General features: G+C 69.6%; 13 protein-coding genes and 2 pseudogenes. 9 read left to right on the forward strand and 6 right to left on the reverse strand.

Annotated elements, in window-relative coordinates; all coding sequences use genetic code 11:
• The first annotated feature begins 48 nt into the window (after window positions 1-48).
• Window positions 49-663, forward strand: coding sequence for a hypothetical protein (locus tag ACZ6KO_RS26715; protein ID WP_469306560.1), 615 nt, complete (start codon window positions 49-51; stop codon window positions 661-663).
• Window positions 664-680: 17 nt separating this feature from the next.
• Here the strand turns inward: ACZ6KO_RS26715 and ACZ6KO_RS26720 are convergent, their stop codons facing one another.
• Entirely contained in the window at window positions 681-1,886 is a 1,206-nt protein-coding gene (locus ACZ6KO_RS26720) for a nuclear transport factor 2 family protein (RefSeq protein WP_469306561.1), read from the reverse strand.
• A 95-nt stretch (window positions 1,887-1,981) separates the two neighbouring features.
• Here ACZ6KO_RS26720 and ACZ6KO_RS26725 point away from each other — a divergent pair, with 95 nt between their 5' ends.
• Both ACZ6KO_RS26725 and ACZ6KO_RS26730 read left to right on the forward strand, forming a co-directional pair.
• A complete protein-coding gene (locus ACZ6KO_RS26725) occupies window positions 1,982-2,899 on the forward strand; it encodes a LysR family transcriptional regulator (RefSeq protein WP_469306562.1) in 918 nt (305 codons plus the stop codon).
• 596 nt (window positions 2,900-3,495) lie between these two features.
• A complete protein-coding gene (locus tag ACZ6KO_RS26730) occupies window positions 3,496-4,752 on the forward strand; it encodes a protein-glutamine gamma-glutamyltransferase (RefSeq protein WP_469306563.1) in 1,257 nt (418 codons plus the stop codon).
• Here ACZ6KO_RS26730 and ACZ6KO_RS26735 read toward each other — a convergent pair.
• The 3 genes and pseudogenes from ACZ6KO_RS26735 to ACZ6KO_RS26745 form a co-directional block, all read right to left on the reverse strand.
• Window positions 4,697-4,954: pseudogene (locus tag ACZ6KO_RS26735) on the reverse strand (DUF5958 family protein); the annotation flags it as partial. The gene ACZ6KO_RS26730 and the pseudogene ACZ6KO_RS26735 overlap by 56 nt on opposite strands.
• A 209-nt stretch (window positions 4,955-5,163) precedes the next feature.
• Window positions 5,164-5,655: an SRPBCC family protein gene (locus tag ACZ6KO_RS26740; protein WP_469306564.1), complete on the reverse strand. Its 492-nt coding sequence runs from the start codon at window positions 5,653-5,655 to the stop codon at window positions 5,164-5,166.
• A 169-nt stretch (window positions 5,656-5,824) separates the two neighbouring features.
• Complete coding sequence (locus ACZ6KO_RS26745; protein WP_469306565.1) at window positions 5,825-6,685, reverse strand: pentapeptide repeat-containing protein; 861 nt, start codon at window positions 6,683-6,685, stop codon at window positions 5,825-5,827.
• Between the two features lie 419 nt (window positions 6,686-7,104).
• On the opposite strand from ACZ6KO_RS26745, the pseudogene ACZ6KO_RS26750 reads away from it, so the two are divergent.
• The 3 genes and pseudogenes from ACZ6KO_RS26750 to ACZ6KO_RS26760 form a co-directional block, all read left to right on the forward strand.
• A pseudogene (locus ACZ6KO_RS26750) lies at window positions 7,105-7,275 on the forward strand (Tn3 family transposase); the annotation flags it as partial.
• Window positions 7,276-7,485: 210 nt separating this feature from the next.
• Complete coding sequence (locus tag ACZ6KO_RS26755; RefSeq protein WP_469306566.1) at window positions 7,486-8,691, forward strand: NAD(P)/FAD-dependent oxidoreductase; 1,206 nt, start codon at window positions 7,486-7,488, stop codon at window positions 8,689-8,691.
• 344 nt (window positions 8,692-9,035) lie between these two features.
• Window positions 9,036-9,992: a sigma-70 family RNA polymerase sigma factor gene (locus ACZ6KO_RS26760; RefSeq protein WP_469306567.1), complete on the forward strand. Its 957-nt coding sequence runs from the start codon at window positions 9,036-9,038 to the stop codon at window positions 9,990-9,992.
• An 89-nt stretch (window positions 9,993-10,081) separates the two neighbouring features.
• On the opposite strand, the gene ACZ6KO_RS26765 is transcribed toward ACZ6KO_RS26760, so the two are convergent.
• Entirely contained in the window at window positions 10,082-10,555 is a 474-nt protein-coding gene (locus ACZ6KO_RS26765; protein ID WP_469306568.1) for a hypothetical protein, read from the reverse strand.
• Window positions 10,556-10,997: 442 nt separating this feature from the next.
• Here ACZ6KO_RS26765 and ACZ6KO_RS26770 point away from each other — a divergent pair, with 442 nt between their 5' ends.
• Window positions 10,998-11,603: a hypothetical protein gene (locus tag ACZ6KO_RS26770; protein WP_469306569.1), complete on the forward strand. Its 606-nt coding sequence runs from the start codon at window positions 10,998-11,000 to the stop codon at window positions 11,601-11,603.
• Between the two features lie 64 nt (window positions 11,604-11,667).
• Here ACZ6KO_RS26770 and ACZ6KO_RS26775 read toward each other — a convergent pair whose 3' ends face one another.
• Window positions 11,668-12,801, reverse strand: coding sequence for an AraC-like ligand-binding domain-containing protein (locus ACZ6KO_RS26775; protein WP_469306570.1), 1,134 nt, complete (start codon window positions 12,799-12,801; stop codon window positions 11,668-11,670).
• 208 nt (window positions 12,802-13,009) lie between these two features.
• Here ACZ6KO_RS26775 and ACZ6KO_RS26780 point away from each other — a divergent pair, with 208 nt between their 5' ends.
• Window positions 13,010-13,495: a VOC family protein gene (locus tag ACZ6KO_RS26780; protein ID WP_469306571.1), complete on the forward strand. Its 486-nt coding sequence runs from the start codon at window positions 13,010-13,012 to the stop codon at window positions 13,493-13,495.
• Between the two features lie 247 nt (window positions 13,496-13,742).
• Window positions 13,743-14,327: a DinB family protein gene (locus tag ACZ6KO_RS26785; protein WP_469306572.1), complete on the forward strand. Its 585-nt coding sequence runs from the start codon at window positions 13,743-13,745 to the stop codon at window positions 14,325-14,327.
• Window positions 14,328-14,423 lie beyond the last annotated feature (96 nt).

Below are 14,423 nucleotides of genomic sequence, written 5' to 3' on the forward strand. Positions count from 1 at the left end.
TCGGCACCAAGGCCGGGGGACTGGCGTCGGTTGTGGCAGGGTGTTCGTATGTCCAGCCCGATCGCCTACCCGGTCTTCCGCACCCCCGACCCTGCCCTGGCCCTGTCCGTGGCACGACAACTTGTGGCAGTCGGTGACCGGCAGTACGCGGAGGTTTCGGTCGACATCGAGCTGCGCACCGTCCCGGAGGTGCTGCGGATACGCGAGGCGCTGCCGGATGCCTGGTTCCGGAAGGAGGACGCCGAGGACTGGGCTCGTGACCCTTCCGACCCGACGGGTCTGCACGGCGGTGTCCACGCACCCGGCCTCTCCAGTGATCCGTCCTTCCTCTCCCCGCACCTGCCGCTCTGGGCATCGATGGAGTACCGGCAGGTGGGCACCATCGAGGACGAGTTCACCGCTTTGGTCGGCTCGAACTTCGGCGAGATCTGGTGGTCCAGTCTGATCTGGCCCGACGTACCGGACCTCGGTCTCCTCGGCGAACCCAACAATGCCCGGGTTTCCCTGCTGTTCAACTGCCGTGACATGGGTATCGGCGACCGCGCTGACGACCACACCGTTCTCGTGCATGTGCGGCGCCGGGGGACTTCCCACGACGAACGGCACGCCTCCTGGCTGGCCGAACAGATCGGCCGGTCCGTCATCGGCCCATCACAGGAGTAGCCCGGGCACGGCGGCCGTCACGTCCGACCGCAACGGTCGCGATGGTAGGCCTTGTTGGCTATGCGCCACTCACCTTCCACACACGTCAGGAGGAAGACGTCGGTGAAGGTGTCCGGCCCGTGCGCGAGCGTCATCGTCGCCGTGGCGACGGTGCCGTGGACATCGAGGGTGTCCATGCGGCGGGAGCGGGTCGCTTCGTCCGGCGCGGGCCGGCCGGGGAAGAGGGCGCAGTACTCCTCCAGGCCCCACGAGACGAACGCGCCCTCGCGGATCCCTTCGACGCGGGCGGTGGGCAGGAACGCGGCACGGAAGTGGGCGGGGTCGCCGGTGGCGTGCCCGCGGACGTAGGCGCGCAGCGGCGCGAGTACGGCGTCCTGCGCGGCGGGGACCGTGGCGGCCACGGCGAAGTCCGCCTCGGCGACGGCCGGGGCGTCCGCCAGGGCGTCGGCCAGGGCGCGGGCGTCGGCCAGGGGACCGGCACTGCGCAGCGGCGCCGAGGAAGCGGCGCCGAGGAGGTCCATGTCCTTGGCCAGCGCGCGCACCGTGCACTCGGCCGGGGCGGTGGCCGCCCGGCTGCTGCCGAGGAAGTGGCGTTTGCGCATCACCAGCCCTCCCAGCGTGCCGAGTTCGAGGACATCGAGCACCTGCTCCCGGTGCAGGCCCAGGGCGTCGGCCTGCCGCAGCGTGTCGCGCAGGGCGAGGACGCCACCGGCCAGGCTGTGGTTGGCGACCAGCTTGAGCGCGGCGGCGGTCGAGGCGTTCCCGACCGGACGTACGGTGCCCAGCACGTCCAGTACAGGTCGGACGCGGCCGAGCGTGCCGTGATCCGCGGCGGCGAGCATCTGCAAGGTGCCGGCCTCGGCGGCCGGTACGGAGCCGAGCAGGGGCGCGTGGACGTAGGCCGGGCCGACGCGCCCCGCCAGCGTCACCGCCTCGTCGGGGGCGATGGTGCTGGTGTTCACCAGGATCGCGCCGGGGCGCAGCGACGTACGGATCTCGTCGAGGACGTACCGGCATGCGGCGCCGTCGAACAGCGCCAGGAGCACGAGGTCGGCGCTCGCCACCGCCCGGGCCGGATCGCCGGCGGATACGACGCCGCGCGCCGGCCGCCCCGAGCGGGTCCAGCCGGTCACCTTGAAGCCGTGGTCGGCCAGGCGCGCCGCGATCGCGCCGCCCATGCGTCCCAGCCCCAGGACGGCGATCTTGTGAGGTGCGGAAGTCATGAGCCCCAGCCTGCGGCTCCGACAGGCATGCGACAAGCGCAGATTCGGCAGGCCGGCCATGCTCAACACGCATGCCTCTCGGGCATACTGCCGCCATGGACCTGACGGTGTGGCGGACGTTCGTGACCGTGTGCCGGCTCGGGTCGCTGTCGGCGGCCGCGGCCGAGCTGAACCACACGCAGTCGGCGGTCTCCCGGCAGATCGCCGGACTGGAACGGCAGTTGGGCGTGCACCTGCTGGAGCGCCGCGCGCGGGGCGTGCGTCCGACGGCGGCCGGTGAGGTGTTCCGGCGTCATGCGCTGGCGAGGCTCGACGAAGCCGACCGCGCCCTGCGCGCCGTGCGGGAGGCCCAGGACGGAGCGGACGGCAGGCGGCTGGCCGTCGGCGCGACACCGTCCCTCGCCGCGGGGATCGTCCCGGAGGCCCTGAGGCGTCTGCTGGAGGAGACCGGCCCGCGCCGCTGGAGCCTGCGGCCCGGCCTGACCGGATCCCTGTACGAACGCGTGCTCGCGGGCCGACTGGACGTGGCCGTCGTCACCGACGCACCACCAGGCCTGCCCGACGACCCGCGGATCGAGCGACGGTTCCTCGGGCTGGACGAGATGGTCGTCGTCCTGCCCGCGGGCCATCCGCAGGCCGGCCGCGGCCGTGTGCACATCGAGACGCTGGCCGACCAGACCTGGGTGGAGGACAACGACGGCTCGGCGGCCCTCCTGCGCCGGCACGCCGCCCGCGCCGGGTTCAGCCCCCGTATCGACCTCGCAGCGGCGGACCTGCCCGGCAAGCTGGCCCTGGTGGCGACCGGCCATGCCATCGCGCTGGTCCCCGGGGTGCTCGGGTGCGCGCTGCGGGCGGACGTCACCACGACGGCGCTCGTCGACGCCCCGACCCGTGGCATCTACGCGATCACACCCGGCCGCGCCCCCCATCCCGCCGCGGCACCCCTGATCGACCGGCTCGCCACCGCCTGCGCGGCCCTCGGCCCGGGCCCGGCCCGCACGGCGGCCGACTGACACCCGCGCAGCCCGGACCGTCCGCACGCCGAGCGGCCGCTGCCCCCCAGACGGAGGTTCGTGGCGATGGCCTTGTGTGCAGGTGTGATCCCGAGCCGCTCCGGCCCGACAGGCGTGCTCTGCATCAAGGAAGGCCAGACGAGCTGGCCGAGCAGAGGTTGTGCCCAGAGCGTCTTACCGGCCGTTCTGTAGAGGGCGGGAGTGAAGACGGCCCGGCTGGCGCTGGCGGCCCGGGTGGGCGGCCGCGGTGGCGAGTGGCGCGGATCGTACGGTCCCTCCGTGGGCGGTGGGCTCCTTCCAACAGGGCCCTGAAGCGGGAAAGGGGCCGCGGCCGCTGCGCATTCCAGCGATGGACAGGGCCGCACGCATGACGCGATATCGCCTGTCTGACAGCGTGGCCGATTCTGAAGTCACGGTGTTGCCGCGGAGTTGGCACAAAGACATGATCACTCGTCATAGAAGCCGGCGTCGATTCGGCAGTCGGCATGTGATGCGCCCATCCCTTCCATGGCATGCGAAGGGGCGGCCGATCCTCGTCCTGACCGAATGGCGCCCGTACCGCCATCACGCTTTCACGACAAAGGAGTTGTGAATTCATGGGTAAACGTCGGAGCTCTCTCGCCCTCACCGCGGTGGGTGCGGTCATGTGCACCACTGCGTTCATGCCGTCGGTCAGTGTGGCCGCCGGCCGCGACGATGGAGGGAAGGAGGATTCGTACGCCGAGCGGCACGCCCTGACGGTGGACGACGTCAGGCACATCAACGCACTGAACGAGAGGGCCTTGGACCTGGGCCGGCCCGGCAGGCCCCCGGGCGGATTACCGCCGGGTGCCGTCGAGTCCCTCAGGCCCTCCGCCTCGGCCGACGACCGGGTGACCCCTCCGGCCGAGCCCCTCGACAGGATGCCTGACACGTACCGGGCCTACGGAGGCAGGGCCACCACGGACGTCAGCAACTACATACGAAAGTGGCAGCAGGCCTACAGCCACCGCGACGGCAAGGCGCGCCAGATGACCGAAGCGCAGCGAGAACAGCTGTCCTACGGTTGTGTCGGAGTCACCTGGGTCAACTCAGGGATCTACCCGACAAACAAATTGGCGTTCGCTTCGTTCGACGAGAACAAATACAACAGTGGCCTGAGGAACGACAGTCCCCGGCCCGGCGAGACGCGGGCCGAATTCGAAGGGCGTATCGCGAAGGGAAGCTTCGACGAGACGAAGGGCTTCAAACGAGCCCGCGATGTGGCGTCCATCATGAACAAGGCCCTCGAGAATTCCCGCGACGTGGGGGCCTACGTGAACAACCTCAAGGCGGAGCTCGCCAAGAGCAACGACCCGCTGCTTCACGAGGACGGCCGCTCGGCCTTCTACTCGGCTCTCAGCAGCACGCCGTCCTTCAGGGAGCGTGACGGAGGGAACTACGACCCGTCCAGGATGAAGGCGGTCGTCCACTCGAAGCACTTCTGGAGCGGGCAGGATCCGAGGAGCTCCTCCGACAAGCGCAAGTACGGCGACCCGGACGCCTTCCGCCCGGACCAGGGAACAGGCCTGGTCGACATGTCGGGGGACAGGAACGTGTCGCGCAGCCCTGCCAAACCGGGCGAAGGGTATGTCAACTTCGACTACGGCTGGTTCGGCGATCAGGCGGAGCAGGATCCCAGGAAGACGGTATGGACCCACGCCAACCACTACCACTCGCCTGATGGTGACATGGGTCCGATGAAGGTGTACGAGAGCACCTTCCCGAACTGGTCGGCCGGGTACGCGGACTTCGACCGCGGAGCCTACGTGATCACGTTCATACCGAAGAACTGGAACACCGCCCCCGCCAAGGTGAAGCAGGGCTGGCCGTAACAGCCACGGCCGGGAGCCCGTCCTCCGGGACGGGCTCCCGGCCCTGGGCGCGGGGTGGGTCCATGCAGATCATTACTGAGGGGTTGGCCGTGGGCTTCACCCCGGACCGCGCGACTCCCGCACGGCCGTCTGCGGCCGTGATATGCGCCTGCATCGCGTAGCCGGCGACATCCCGCAGCACCTCCTTCCGGTGCGCTGCGGAGAGTTCGGTGAACTAGGTCGCCCCGTCGTCCAGGGTGCGGAGCTCCTGGGCGATTTCGTTGACGACCCGCTCGATCTCGCGTCGGAAGCGGTGGCGGTCCGCACTGCTCGTGTCGGTCATCGTTTGATCATTCCACGTGGCCGGTTCGGGCTGTGAACGAAGGCAGGCCAACACGCCACGCCGCCAGACGCCTGACCGGTTACGGCAGATCAGTCCGTCGCTTCGCGGACGTCCTTTCCCTGCTCGGCGAACGCCTTGAAGTCCTGCATGTGCTGTTGCGACTGCTTGCGGAAGGCGCCGGGCATCAGAAGTCCCACCAGCTTCATCAGAAAGCCGCTGAACCGGTATTCGTTCTCGCTCTCCCAGAGCGTCGTTTCCGGGCCGGCTTCGGTCAGCCGGTCGCGCACGGCGCTCCACATGCCCTCGCCGACGATCTCGCGGTCGAAGTGAACGACGCTCGTTTTCGGGATCTCGCGCAGGTCTGCCGGTTCCCGGCGCGTGATGGTCTCGGTGCACTCGATCTCCCGCTGGCCCATCTGCAGCACGACCCGCGACGTGGTGCCGAGCTGCCCGTGCTCCCCACTCAGCGGCTCGTGCAGCACCAGGCCCCGCAGCCATTTCGGCAGGTGTGCCGGGTCGGCGAGCAACTGGACCACCTTCTCCCGCGGCAGGGCGATCTCGATGGAGACGGTGTACTTCATGGGCGCATCATTCTTTCCTTCTCTGGCCGGCGCCCTCGGCGCTCGCGCCGTGTGGATCGGCTCGAGCTCGGCGACGACGAGACCCGCTCCGAACGGGGCACGCGATGACCGAGGCCCCGCTGGCCTCGGTCTGTGCCGGGGGTGACCCAGCTCAGGCGACACGGGACGGTCAGAGTGCGCACACCCGGGATGGTGAATATTGCCTTACTTTCTCCTTGACCCGGTGATCATTCGCCAGATTCCGGGGCAGGCGGGTCTCTCCGTCGATCTCGGCGGAAAGCAGCTGTTCGACTGACAAGATAGCGCCTTCCCCCAGTCGATACCCCGAAGTCAGGTCCGCCCCCTGGAGCTCTGCGCAGCTGAGGTCGGCGCTTCTCAGGTCCGCGCCCATCAGATTGGCGTATTTCAGGTCCGTGTATTTGAAGTCCGCGTGTCTCGCGTTTGCTCCGCGCAGGTTCGCGTACGCCAGGGAGGACAGACCCAGGTTCGCATCACTCAGGTCGGCGTAGCTCAGGTCTGCACTGTCCATCCGTGCGTCGAACAGAGTCGCACGGCTGAGGTTCGCTCTGCTCAGATCCGCGCCCTGCAGGGGGGCCTGAGTCAAGTCGACTCCATGCAGGTCGGCTCTATGCAGGTCGACTCGTGAGGGGGAGTCGTGGTGTTCGTCCCTGCGTTTGAGGATCAACACTGCCTGGGCAACTTCGGTGGCCAGACCCTCCCGCGGGTCTCGTGGTTTGCGCTGTTGAGCGTGGGTGCGAATGAAGGTGGAGATCACGTTGACCACTGTGGGCTGGTCGCGTGGGGAATCCTCCATGACACCTTGGAGAGCGTAGAGGCCGCCGAGGCGTACCTCCTCGGAACCTCGACCGAGAAGGTCGACTGCGGCGGCGTATCGAGCGGCGATCTGCCCTTCTCGGGCAATGGCCTGCTCTTTGTTGACCTGGTTGATCGACATCCAGGTGAAGCCGACGACAGCGACTGCGCTCAGAGCGGCCAGAAGGGTGATGGATCTCTCGAGTTTCTGCCACACCCTCAGGGGCTCGCGAGGCGGAGCGCCGGCGTGTGGTCGGCGAGCGGTTGCGGGGAACGGATCGGATGCCCGGGAGCGTCGTCCATGCCGCCGCCGCGCCAGCCGCCGCAGCCGACCAGTGTGTGCCGCCCGTGAGCTTCCTCTTCTCGCCATGTGGGCATTTGACCCGGTTGATATCCGCCACGTCCGCTGACAGGGCTGGGAGAGTGCAGAGAAGCCACCAGGCATGCAGACGAGACGGTACGGCCACTGCGGCAACCCGCTCTGCGCTGCCTGCAGACGTGCGCGAGGGCCACGCGGTCGCGGGACGCTGCGCCCGGGCCGGATGGCGTCGCCGTAGAGACGTTCCTGCGGAAGTTCCGTAGGGCCCAAGTGCTGGAATACGGTCGCCCCGATGCCCGACCCGTGAGAGTCGGCATCTGACCAGCCCCGTCGTCGACCACTGCGGCGACCTGCTGCGTCCTGCCGGGTCGCTGAAGTGCGGGCACGCGACCACCTCCCTGATCGTGGGCAAGCTGTCGGGGCCCTTTCGGCAGAACGCGCTGGCCGCCGCCCTGAAGGAGTACGGGGCGATCCGGAGAGCGATCCATGCCGCCAAGTACCCCACGGGGTGGAGGCGTCCTCGACGCGGGGTGCCCGACAGCGCCGCCACGACCAACTCTTCGTGCTCTTGCAGAGAACGCACTCAGCACAGCAGACGATCCCCCGAGTGTGACTCACGTCACTTCTCGCTCCTGTCAGGAATCGGGGCGCTGCTCCGCTCAAGTCACCGAAGGCAAGCGAACCGACAGGAGCGAGACATGAAGCACCGCATCGTCGTCCTCGGTGCCGGCTACGCCGGGGCGTACGTGGCCGGGACCCTGGCCCGTCGGCTGTCCCCGGCGGACACCGAGATCACCGTGGTCAACGCCGAGCCGGACTTCGTCCAGCGGATGAGGCTGCACCAGCTCGCGGCCGGCCAGGAGATCGAAGCTCCACAGCTCGCCGAGGTCTTCGCGGGCACGGGGATACGGGTGCGCCGGGCCCGTGTCACCGCAGTCGACCCCGAGCGCCAGGTCGTCGCCGTGGCCGACGCCGACGGCGGCGGCGTACTCGGCTACGACACGCTGCTCTACGCGCTCGGCAGCCACGGCGCTGACCAGGGCGTCCCGGGCGTGGCCGAGCACGCCTTCGACGTCGCCGCCCGGCCCTCGGCGCTGCGCCTGCGCGAGCGCCTGGACAGCCTGAGCAAGCGGGACGAAGGCAGGAGTGTCCTGGTCGTGGGCGACGGCCTGACCGGCATCGAGACCGCCACCGAGATCGCCGAATCCCGGCCCGGCCTGTCGGTGACGCTCATCGCCCGCGGCGAGCTGGGCGGCCCGCTCTCCGCCGGAGCCCGCAGCCACCTGCGCCGGACCTGCGACCGGCTGGGCATCACCGTCCTGGAACACACCAGCGTCGAAGCCGTCGAAGCGACGCGTGTGCTGTGCGCCGACGGCACCGTCCTGGCCTCCGACGCGACCGTGTGGACGGCCGGGTTCGCGGTCAGCCCCATCGCCGCCGTGAGCGGGCTGGAGGTGACCGAGAACGGCCGGATCGTCGTCGACCGCACCATGCGGTCGGTCTCGCACCCGAACGTCTACGCCGCCGGCGACAGCGCCTACACCATCGGCGACAACGGCCGGCCACTGCCGATGTCCTGCGCCTCGGCAGGCTACACCGGGCGGCAGGCCACGGACGCGATCGTGGGACGCCTGACCGGCAGCGAGATCGCGAACACCAAGCTGGAGTACCCGGGCAACCACATCAGCCTCGGGCGGCGGGACGGAATCCTGCAGATGGTCGACCACGAGGGGCGGGCAAAGCCGAAGTACATGGGCGGCCGCAAGGCCGCGCGGATCAAGGCGGGCATCCTGAGGATGTCGCTGTGGGCCACCTCGCACCCGACCTTCGGCCTGCCCAAGCGCAAGCGCCGCCTGGCCGCTGCGGCCTCGGACGCGTCCCCCGCCAGGAAGGCGATCGCGTAGCCGCGTCCCCATGCCCACCACTCATGCCGCACCCCCAGCCAACGCGTCGCCCTCACCATGGCCATCCGTGGCGAGGGCCGTCGCCTTGCTCAGGGTGAGCGTCAGTCTGCTGCTCATCGCCTTCGCCTGGCCCTCGGTACGGCTCAGCCATCACCGGCGGACTCGCCGTGGCAGCGATCCTGCAATCCTGGCTCGGCTCACTGGACGGCTCCTCCTCAACCAACGCCACCGCCGAAGACACGGCCACGCAGGCGGCCATGCACGCGACCGTCCGACCCCCCCCAGCACCTACCGGCTTGGAACTTTCCCCTCACCATGAGAAATCGGCGTCCTAGGGTGGCCGCATGGACAGCACCGCCACTGACCGCTTCGACACCAGCCGGTTCGAGGCCAGCCGGACCCGGCTGGCCTCGCTGGCGTACCGGCTCCTGGGCTCCGCCACCGACGCCGAAGACGCCGTGCAGGATGCGTTCCTGCACTGGCAGGCCGCCGACCGGCAACTGATCAGGGTGCCGGAGGCATGGCTGACCAAGGTCGTCACCAACGTGTGCCTCGACCGGCTCCGCTCGGCACAGGCCCGTCGCGAACGCACCGCCGGCGCCTGGCTGCCCGAACCGCTCCTCGACGGCGACCCGTTGCTCGGCCCAGCCGAAACGTTCGAGCAGCGCGAATCGGTCTCTCTGGCCCTGCTGACTCTCATGGAGCGCCTGTCCCCGCTCGAGCGGGCCGTGTACGTCCTGCGCGAAGCGTTCTCCTACAGCCACGCCGAGATCGCCATGATCCTCGACATCACCGAGTCCGCGAGCCAGCAGCACCTCCACCGGGCCCGGCGCCGCATCACCGCCGCCCGCAGCGGCGGCGCCGAAGCCGACCCGGCATCCGCCCGCAGGATCGTCGAGGAATTCCTCGCCGCCGCCACCTCGGGCCGCACCGAACGGCTGGTGGCACTGCTCACCGACGACGCGACCGCGATCTCCGACGGCGCCGGCGGCCTGGCCAGGACGCTGCTGCGGTACGACACTCCGCAGCGCATCGCCGCCGTCGTACGGGCGGGCCTCAAACCCACAGACGCGAAGCGGCGACTGGCCGGCGGCACGCCCGCCATCCACTACGCGGTCGTCAACGGCGCCCCCGCGATCCTCTTCGTGCTGGGCGACCAGGTCATCGGCTCCACGATGTTCGACATCATCAACGGCAAGATCGCAACCATGCACGGCATCGCCGCCCCCAACCGCCTCGCCCGCCTCACCGAAGCCTGGCGGCAGCACGAACCGGACGCGCCGCTCATCGCCCAGTGGTGATCCCACACCCCGGCCCGTCTCCGAGGCCGAGACCCTCGCCGCGGTCCAGGGTCCAGCGGTACGCGGGCGCCCACCACCCGTGAGGCGGATCAGTCCTCGGCGGGGTCGTCCTGGATCCGCAGGCCGGCCACCCAGAGCGGCATCAGCAAGTGCACGGTGAGGGCGGCGAACAGCACCGGTGCGACAAGGCCTTCGACCCGCACATCCCAGAACCATCCGGCCGCGCCCACGCCGACCGCCGCCAACAGGAGGAGCACCCCGGTGATCCGGTGGGCGACGGTACGGACGCGGTCCCGCTCGGCGAGCTGGCGCTCGTCCAGCATCCGGCTGCGCAGCTCCAGCAGTCCGCGGGTGGCTCCGTTGATGACGCCGGTGGCCACCACCCACAGGGGCAGCACGGCCAGCATGGCGAACAGCGGCCAACGCGCATCGCTGAAGACCGTGGTGGCCCAGGCGGCGAAGCCGGCCGCGGTGAGCGACAGATGGGCTCCGATGACGGCCCGCCTGCGCGTGGCCGTCGCGTACATCGGGGCCGCCGCCCCGTCGTTCATGATGGCGTACATCCGCCGGTCGTACTGCTGTCACCGCACGGTATTTCTCTGGGACGTGAACTCCACCCAGGCGGCCGCGATGCGGTCGACCAGTGCGGCTGCGGTCACCGGGGGAGGCGTAGGGGAGGCGGAGGCAGTGGTCGTACGCACCGATGACGGCCGACGAGGCGCCGGGGCCCGGCGCCTTGCCGGCCGTCACCGACCAACCTCGAGCGCTGGCAGACGATCCCCGAGCAGTGTGGTCCGCGGGGCGGCAGGCGTCACTGCTGGTCGCGGTGGCACGGGGTTGTCCGCCGCCCCGCTGATCGACGACCGGTGCCGGCTGATCGCGGACGCCGAGGTCACGCGGGAGTCGTGTCACGGTTTCGCTCCGGCTGCTGGAGCGTGTCTCCTTGAGAGCGACCGGCCGGGACGGCCGGGCCTTCCCGAGCCATGACCGGAACAGGAGCAACCATTGCTTCTCTACGCCCAGACTCCCGCCCGGCGGAACCGGCAGATCCTCGCTGACCTGATCGCGCTGCTCCTGATCGGCGCCGCGGTGTGGTTCGCCCTGTCCGTACACGACGCGATCATGATGCTGGCCGAGCCGGGGCGGAAGGTGGAGAGCGCCGGCGACAGCCTGGCCGCCGCGCTCAATGACGCCGGAGAGACGGCCTCACGCGTGCCACTCGTCGGCGACCAGCTGAGGACTCCGTTCCGGTCCGCCGCCGACGCCGGCAGCGGACTTGCCGACGCCGGCCAGTCGCTACAGGACATCGTCGGCCAGGCGGCGTTCCTGACCGCGCTCGGCCTGATCGTCGTCCCCGTGGCCTTCGTACTCCTCCTGTGGCTCCCCCTCCGCCTGCGCTGGATCCGTCGCAGCGCCACCATCCGGCGCCTCCGCGACGTGCCCGGAGGTGCCGACCTGCTCGCTCTGCGCGCCCTCACCGGACCGCTGGGGGACCTCGCCGCCTTCCCCGCTCCACCGGGCGGCCTCGCGGATGCCTGGCGTCGCGGAGATCGGCAGGTCATCTCCGCCCTGTCCGAGATCACCCTCCGGCGAGCGGGCCTGCGGCCCTGACGGCTGCCTGGAAGGATCAACGGACTATGGTGACCCGGACCCGGACCCGGACCCGACAGGGTGCTCAGAGATCGCTACCGTTTTCAGGGAGATCGTTTCCCGGCGGATCTGCGGAACGAGTACGGTCCACCGCACGGCGGGCGACTTCGCTACAGCTGTGGCCATGCACGACGGCATGTCGGACCGGTCCGAGGCCTCTCCGAGACGGTGGGGGAGGGGTCAGTGCGCCTTGGCTTCGGAGTGCGTGGTGACGGTACTCGGTGGGAGTGATGCCGTAGGCCTGGCGGAAGGCGCGGGCGAAGACGGTGGCGCTGGAGAAGCCCCACCGGGCGGCAACAGCCTGAACGGGATGGTGGCGCAGTTCAGGGGCGGCGAGGTCCTCGCGGCACATTTCGAGACGGCGGCGTCGGATGAGGGCCGCGACGCCTTCCTGCTGTTCCTGGAACAGTGCGTACAGGCTGCGCAGTGAGAGGTGGTGCCGGGCGGCGATCGTGCTCGGGGTCATCCCCGGGTCGCCGAGGTTGCGTTCGATGAACGCGGTGAGCTGCTCCAGTCGGGCCCGGGCGCGCGTTTCGGCGGGCAGGTCGTCCACGGTGCCGGCGTGCTGTGCGAGGCATGCGGCGGCCATGTCCAGTGCCGTCCTCCCGAGTCCGTGCAGATCGTGTGGTCGGCACTGAGGCCCGTGGGCTGCCAGGCTGGTCAGGAAGTGAGCGAGGATCGCCCCCATTCCCGAACGGGCACAGATGCGGTGTGCGAGGAGGCGGTCGACGCGGTTCGCCGGCAAGGGCAGCGCAGCCTTGGGGACCTGCAGGATGACCGCCTGGATCAGGCCGTCGTCGCTCAGGCCACTGGACTCGAAGGGGCGCGAGGTGTCCCACAGCACCATGTCGCCGGACACCGGCCCCGAGTCGTTCCTGCCCTGCGCGAGTCCCATGCGCCCTGCGGTCACCAAACCCAGCTGGTACTGCTCGGGGTCCCGCTGCCGGATCAGCGCTGGAGTCCGCCGGGCCCGGTTGGGCGAGTACGCGAACCGTGACACCTGCACGGCGCCGAGATCCAGCACGGCCGCCTCCCCGCGGAAGGCAGCCGGGTGATCAACGCTGATAGCGGTGGGCATCAGGGAGCTCGCGACCACATCGGAGAACCACTCGAATCTGTCGGCCGACGGCAGTGCGACATCAGATGCACCCAGCCACATGACAAACGACCCCCTTCACCACTGTAGTTGAGCACTGGCCCAAGGTTCCAACCGTCAGCACTCTGGTCGGCCGTCGTGGGGTCTGTTGCCGGGCGCCTGACAACCGCGCGGATGCGGCGCTCCGTCTGAATGGGAGCATCCGCGTACGGCTCGATCCGTGCTGCCGACGCTGGACATCGACCGCACTTGAGGTTTTATGGTCGTGGGCATGACGCATCAGACGCACCACGACACCCCGTCCGTCGCACCGGAGCGCTACCGCACGGCGGTCGTCCCGCACATCATGGTCGCCGACGCGGCCGAGGCCCTCGCCTTCTACGTACGGGCTTTCGGAGCGGTCGAGGACTTCCGGCTCGACGCGCCGGGCGGCGGCATTCTGCACGCCGAGATCCGGATCGGCGGGGCGGTCCTGATGCTCGGTGACACCGGCGAGGGCCCGTTCTCTTCTCCCGCCGCGCTCGGCGGGACCTCGGTCGCCCTGCACGTGTACGTCCCGGACGTGGACGCCCTCGTACGGACGGCCGTGGCGGCCGGGGCGGAACTGCTCCAGGAGCCGGCGGACCAGTTCCATGGCGACCGCACCGCCATCCTCCGCGACCCTGCCGGACACCTGTGGGTGTTCCTCACGCACCTGGAGGACGTCTCCGGGGAGGAACTGGCCGCGCGGCTGGGCGAGCGCCAGGACATTTCCTGACCCCGACCGGGGCTCCGGCGCCCCCGGGCCAAGGCCGGTAGGGCCCAATGGCACGTCGGTGCTCTGCAGCGTGTATCAACTCGTAGTGCTGCCATGGAGGTTGAGAGGTTGTCTCACGTGGCAGGTTTCGCGGGCTTCTTGTATCAGGTCAGGGCGGCGGCCATGGCCAGGCCTCGGCTCTGCCGGTCGTTGCGGACCACGTACGGGATTTTGAGACCGCGAGCAGCCCATGGCAGGCTCATGCCGCATGATCGATGAATTCGCGAAAGGCAACCTGCACGGGAGACTGCGGCGGGACCGCGAGGCGCTGCTCTGGAAACTCGACGGCTTGTCCGAATACGACGCGCGCCGACCTTTGACAGCGACCGGGACCAATCTCCTCGGCCTGGTCAAACACGTGGCCACCGTCGAGGCCAGGTACTTCGGCGAGGTCTTCGACCGCCCCAACCCGGAACCGCTGCCCCGGTGGCAGGACTCCAACGGCAGCGATCAGTGGGCCACCGAGGACGAGACCCGCGATCAGATCATCGGGTTCTACCGGCGCACGTGGGAACACTCGGACGCGACGATCAACGAGCTTCCCCTCGACGCCCCCGGCCACGTGCCGTGGTGGCCGGAGCCTCATCTCAACACGAACCTGTTCGCCATCATGGTCCATGTTCTCGGCGAGACCATCCGGCATGCCGGGCACGCCGACATCCTGCGCGAGGGCCTCGACGGCCGGACCGGGGTGCGCGCCGAAAACGAGCAGCAGATCGACGAGGAAGCCCGTGCAGCCTACTGCGCGAGGATCGAGCAGGCCGCCAGGTCGGCCGCACCGATCAAGACCTAGATGTATTGCCCCGGGAGGTTGTGGACGGGTGATGCAGGTCTCGGCTGAGGCGTCTTGAACGGGTGAGGGCCTTCCGGGTTCGGTGTGGATTGCGAC

It is taken from the genome of Streptomyces sp. NPDC042102 (genome assembly GCF_055582305.1).

Coding starts and splice junctions, on each gene's coding strand:
- ACZ6KO_RS26775 (WP_469306570.1), bottom strand. CDS start 12,801: ATGTGGCTGGGTGCATCTGATGTCGCACTGCCGTCGGCCGACAGATTC.
- ACZ6KO_RS26720 (WP_469306561.1), bottom strand. CDS start 1,886: ATGACTTCCGCACCTCACAAGATCGCCGTCCTGGGGCTGGGACGCATG.
- ACZ6KO_RS26755 (WP_469306566.1), top strand. CDS start 7,486: ATGAAGCACCGCATCGTCGTCCTCGGTGCCGGCTACGCCGGGGCGTAC.
- ACZ6KO_RS26725 (WP_469306562.1), top strand. CDS start 1,982: ATGGACCTGACGGTGTGGCGGACGTTCGTGACCGTGTGCCGGCTCGGG.
- ACZ6KO_RS26760 (WP_469306567.1), top strand. CDS start 9,036: ATGGACAGCACCGCCACTGACCGCTTCGACACCAGCCGGTTCGAGGCC.
- ACZ6KO_RS26780 (WP_469306571.1), top strand. CDS start 13,010: ATGACGCATCAGACGCACCACGACACCCCGTCCGTCGCACCGGAGCGC.
- ACZ6KO_RS26765 (WP_469306568.1), bottom strand. CDS start 10,555: ATGTACGCCATCATGAACGACGGGGCGGCGGCCCCGATGTACGCGACG.
- ACZ6KO_RS26740 (WP_469306564.1), bottom strand. CDS start 5,655: ATGAAGTACACCGTCTCCATCGAGATCGCCCTGCCGCGGGAGAAGGTG.
- ACZ6KO_RS26715 (WP_469306560.1), top strand. CDS start 49: ATGTCCAGCCCGATCGCCTACCCGGTCTTCCGCACCCCCGACCCTGCC.
- ACZ6KO_RS26730 (WP_469306563.1), top strand. CDS start 3,496: ATGGGTAAACGTCGGAGCTCTCTCGCCCTCACCGCGGTGGGTGCGGTC.
- ACZ6KO_RS26785 (WP_469306572.1), top strand. CDS start 13,743: ATGATCGATGAATTCGCGAAAGGCAACCTGCACGGGAGACTGCGGCGG.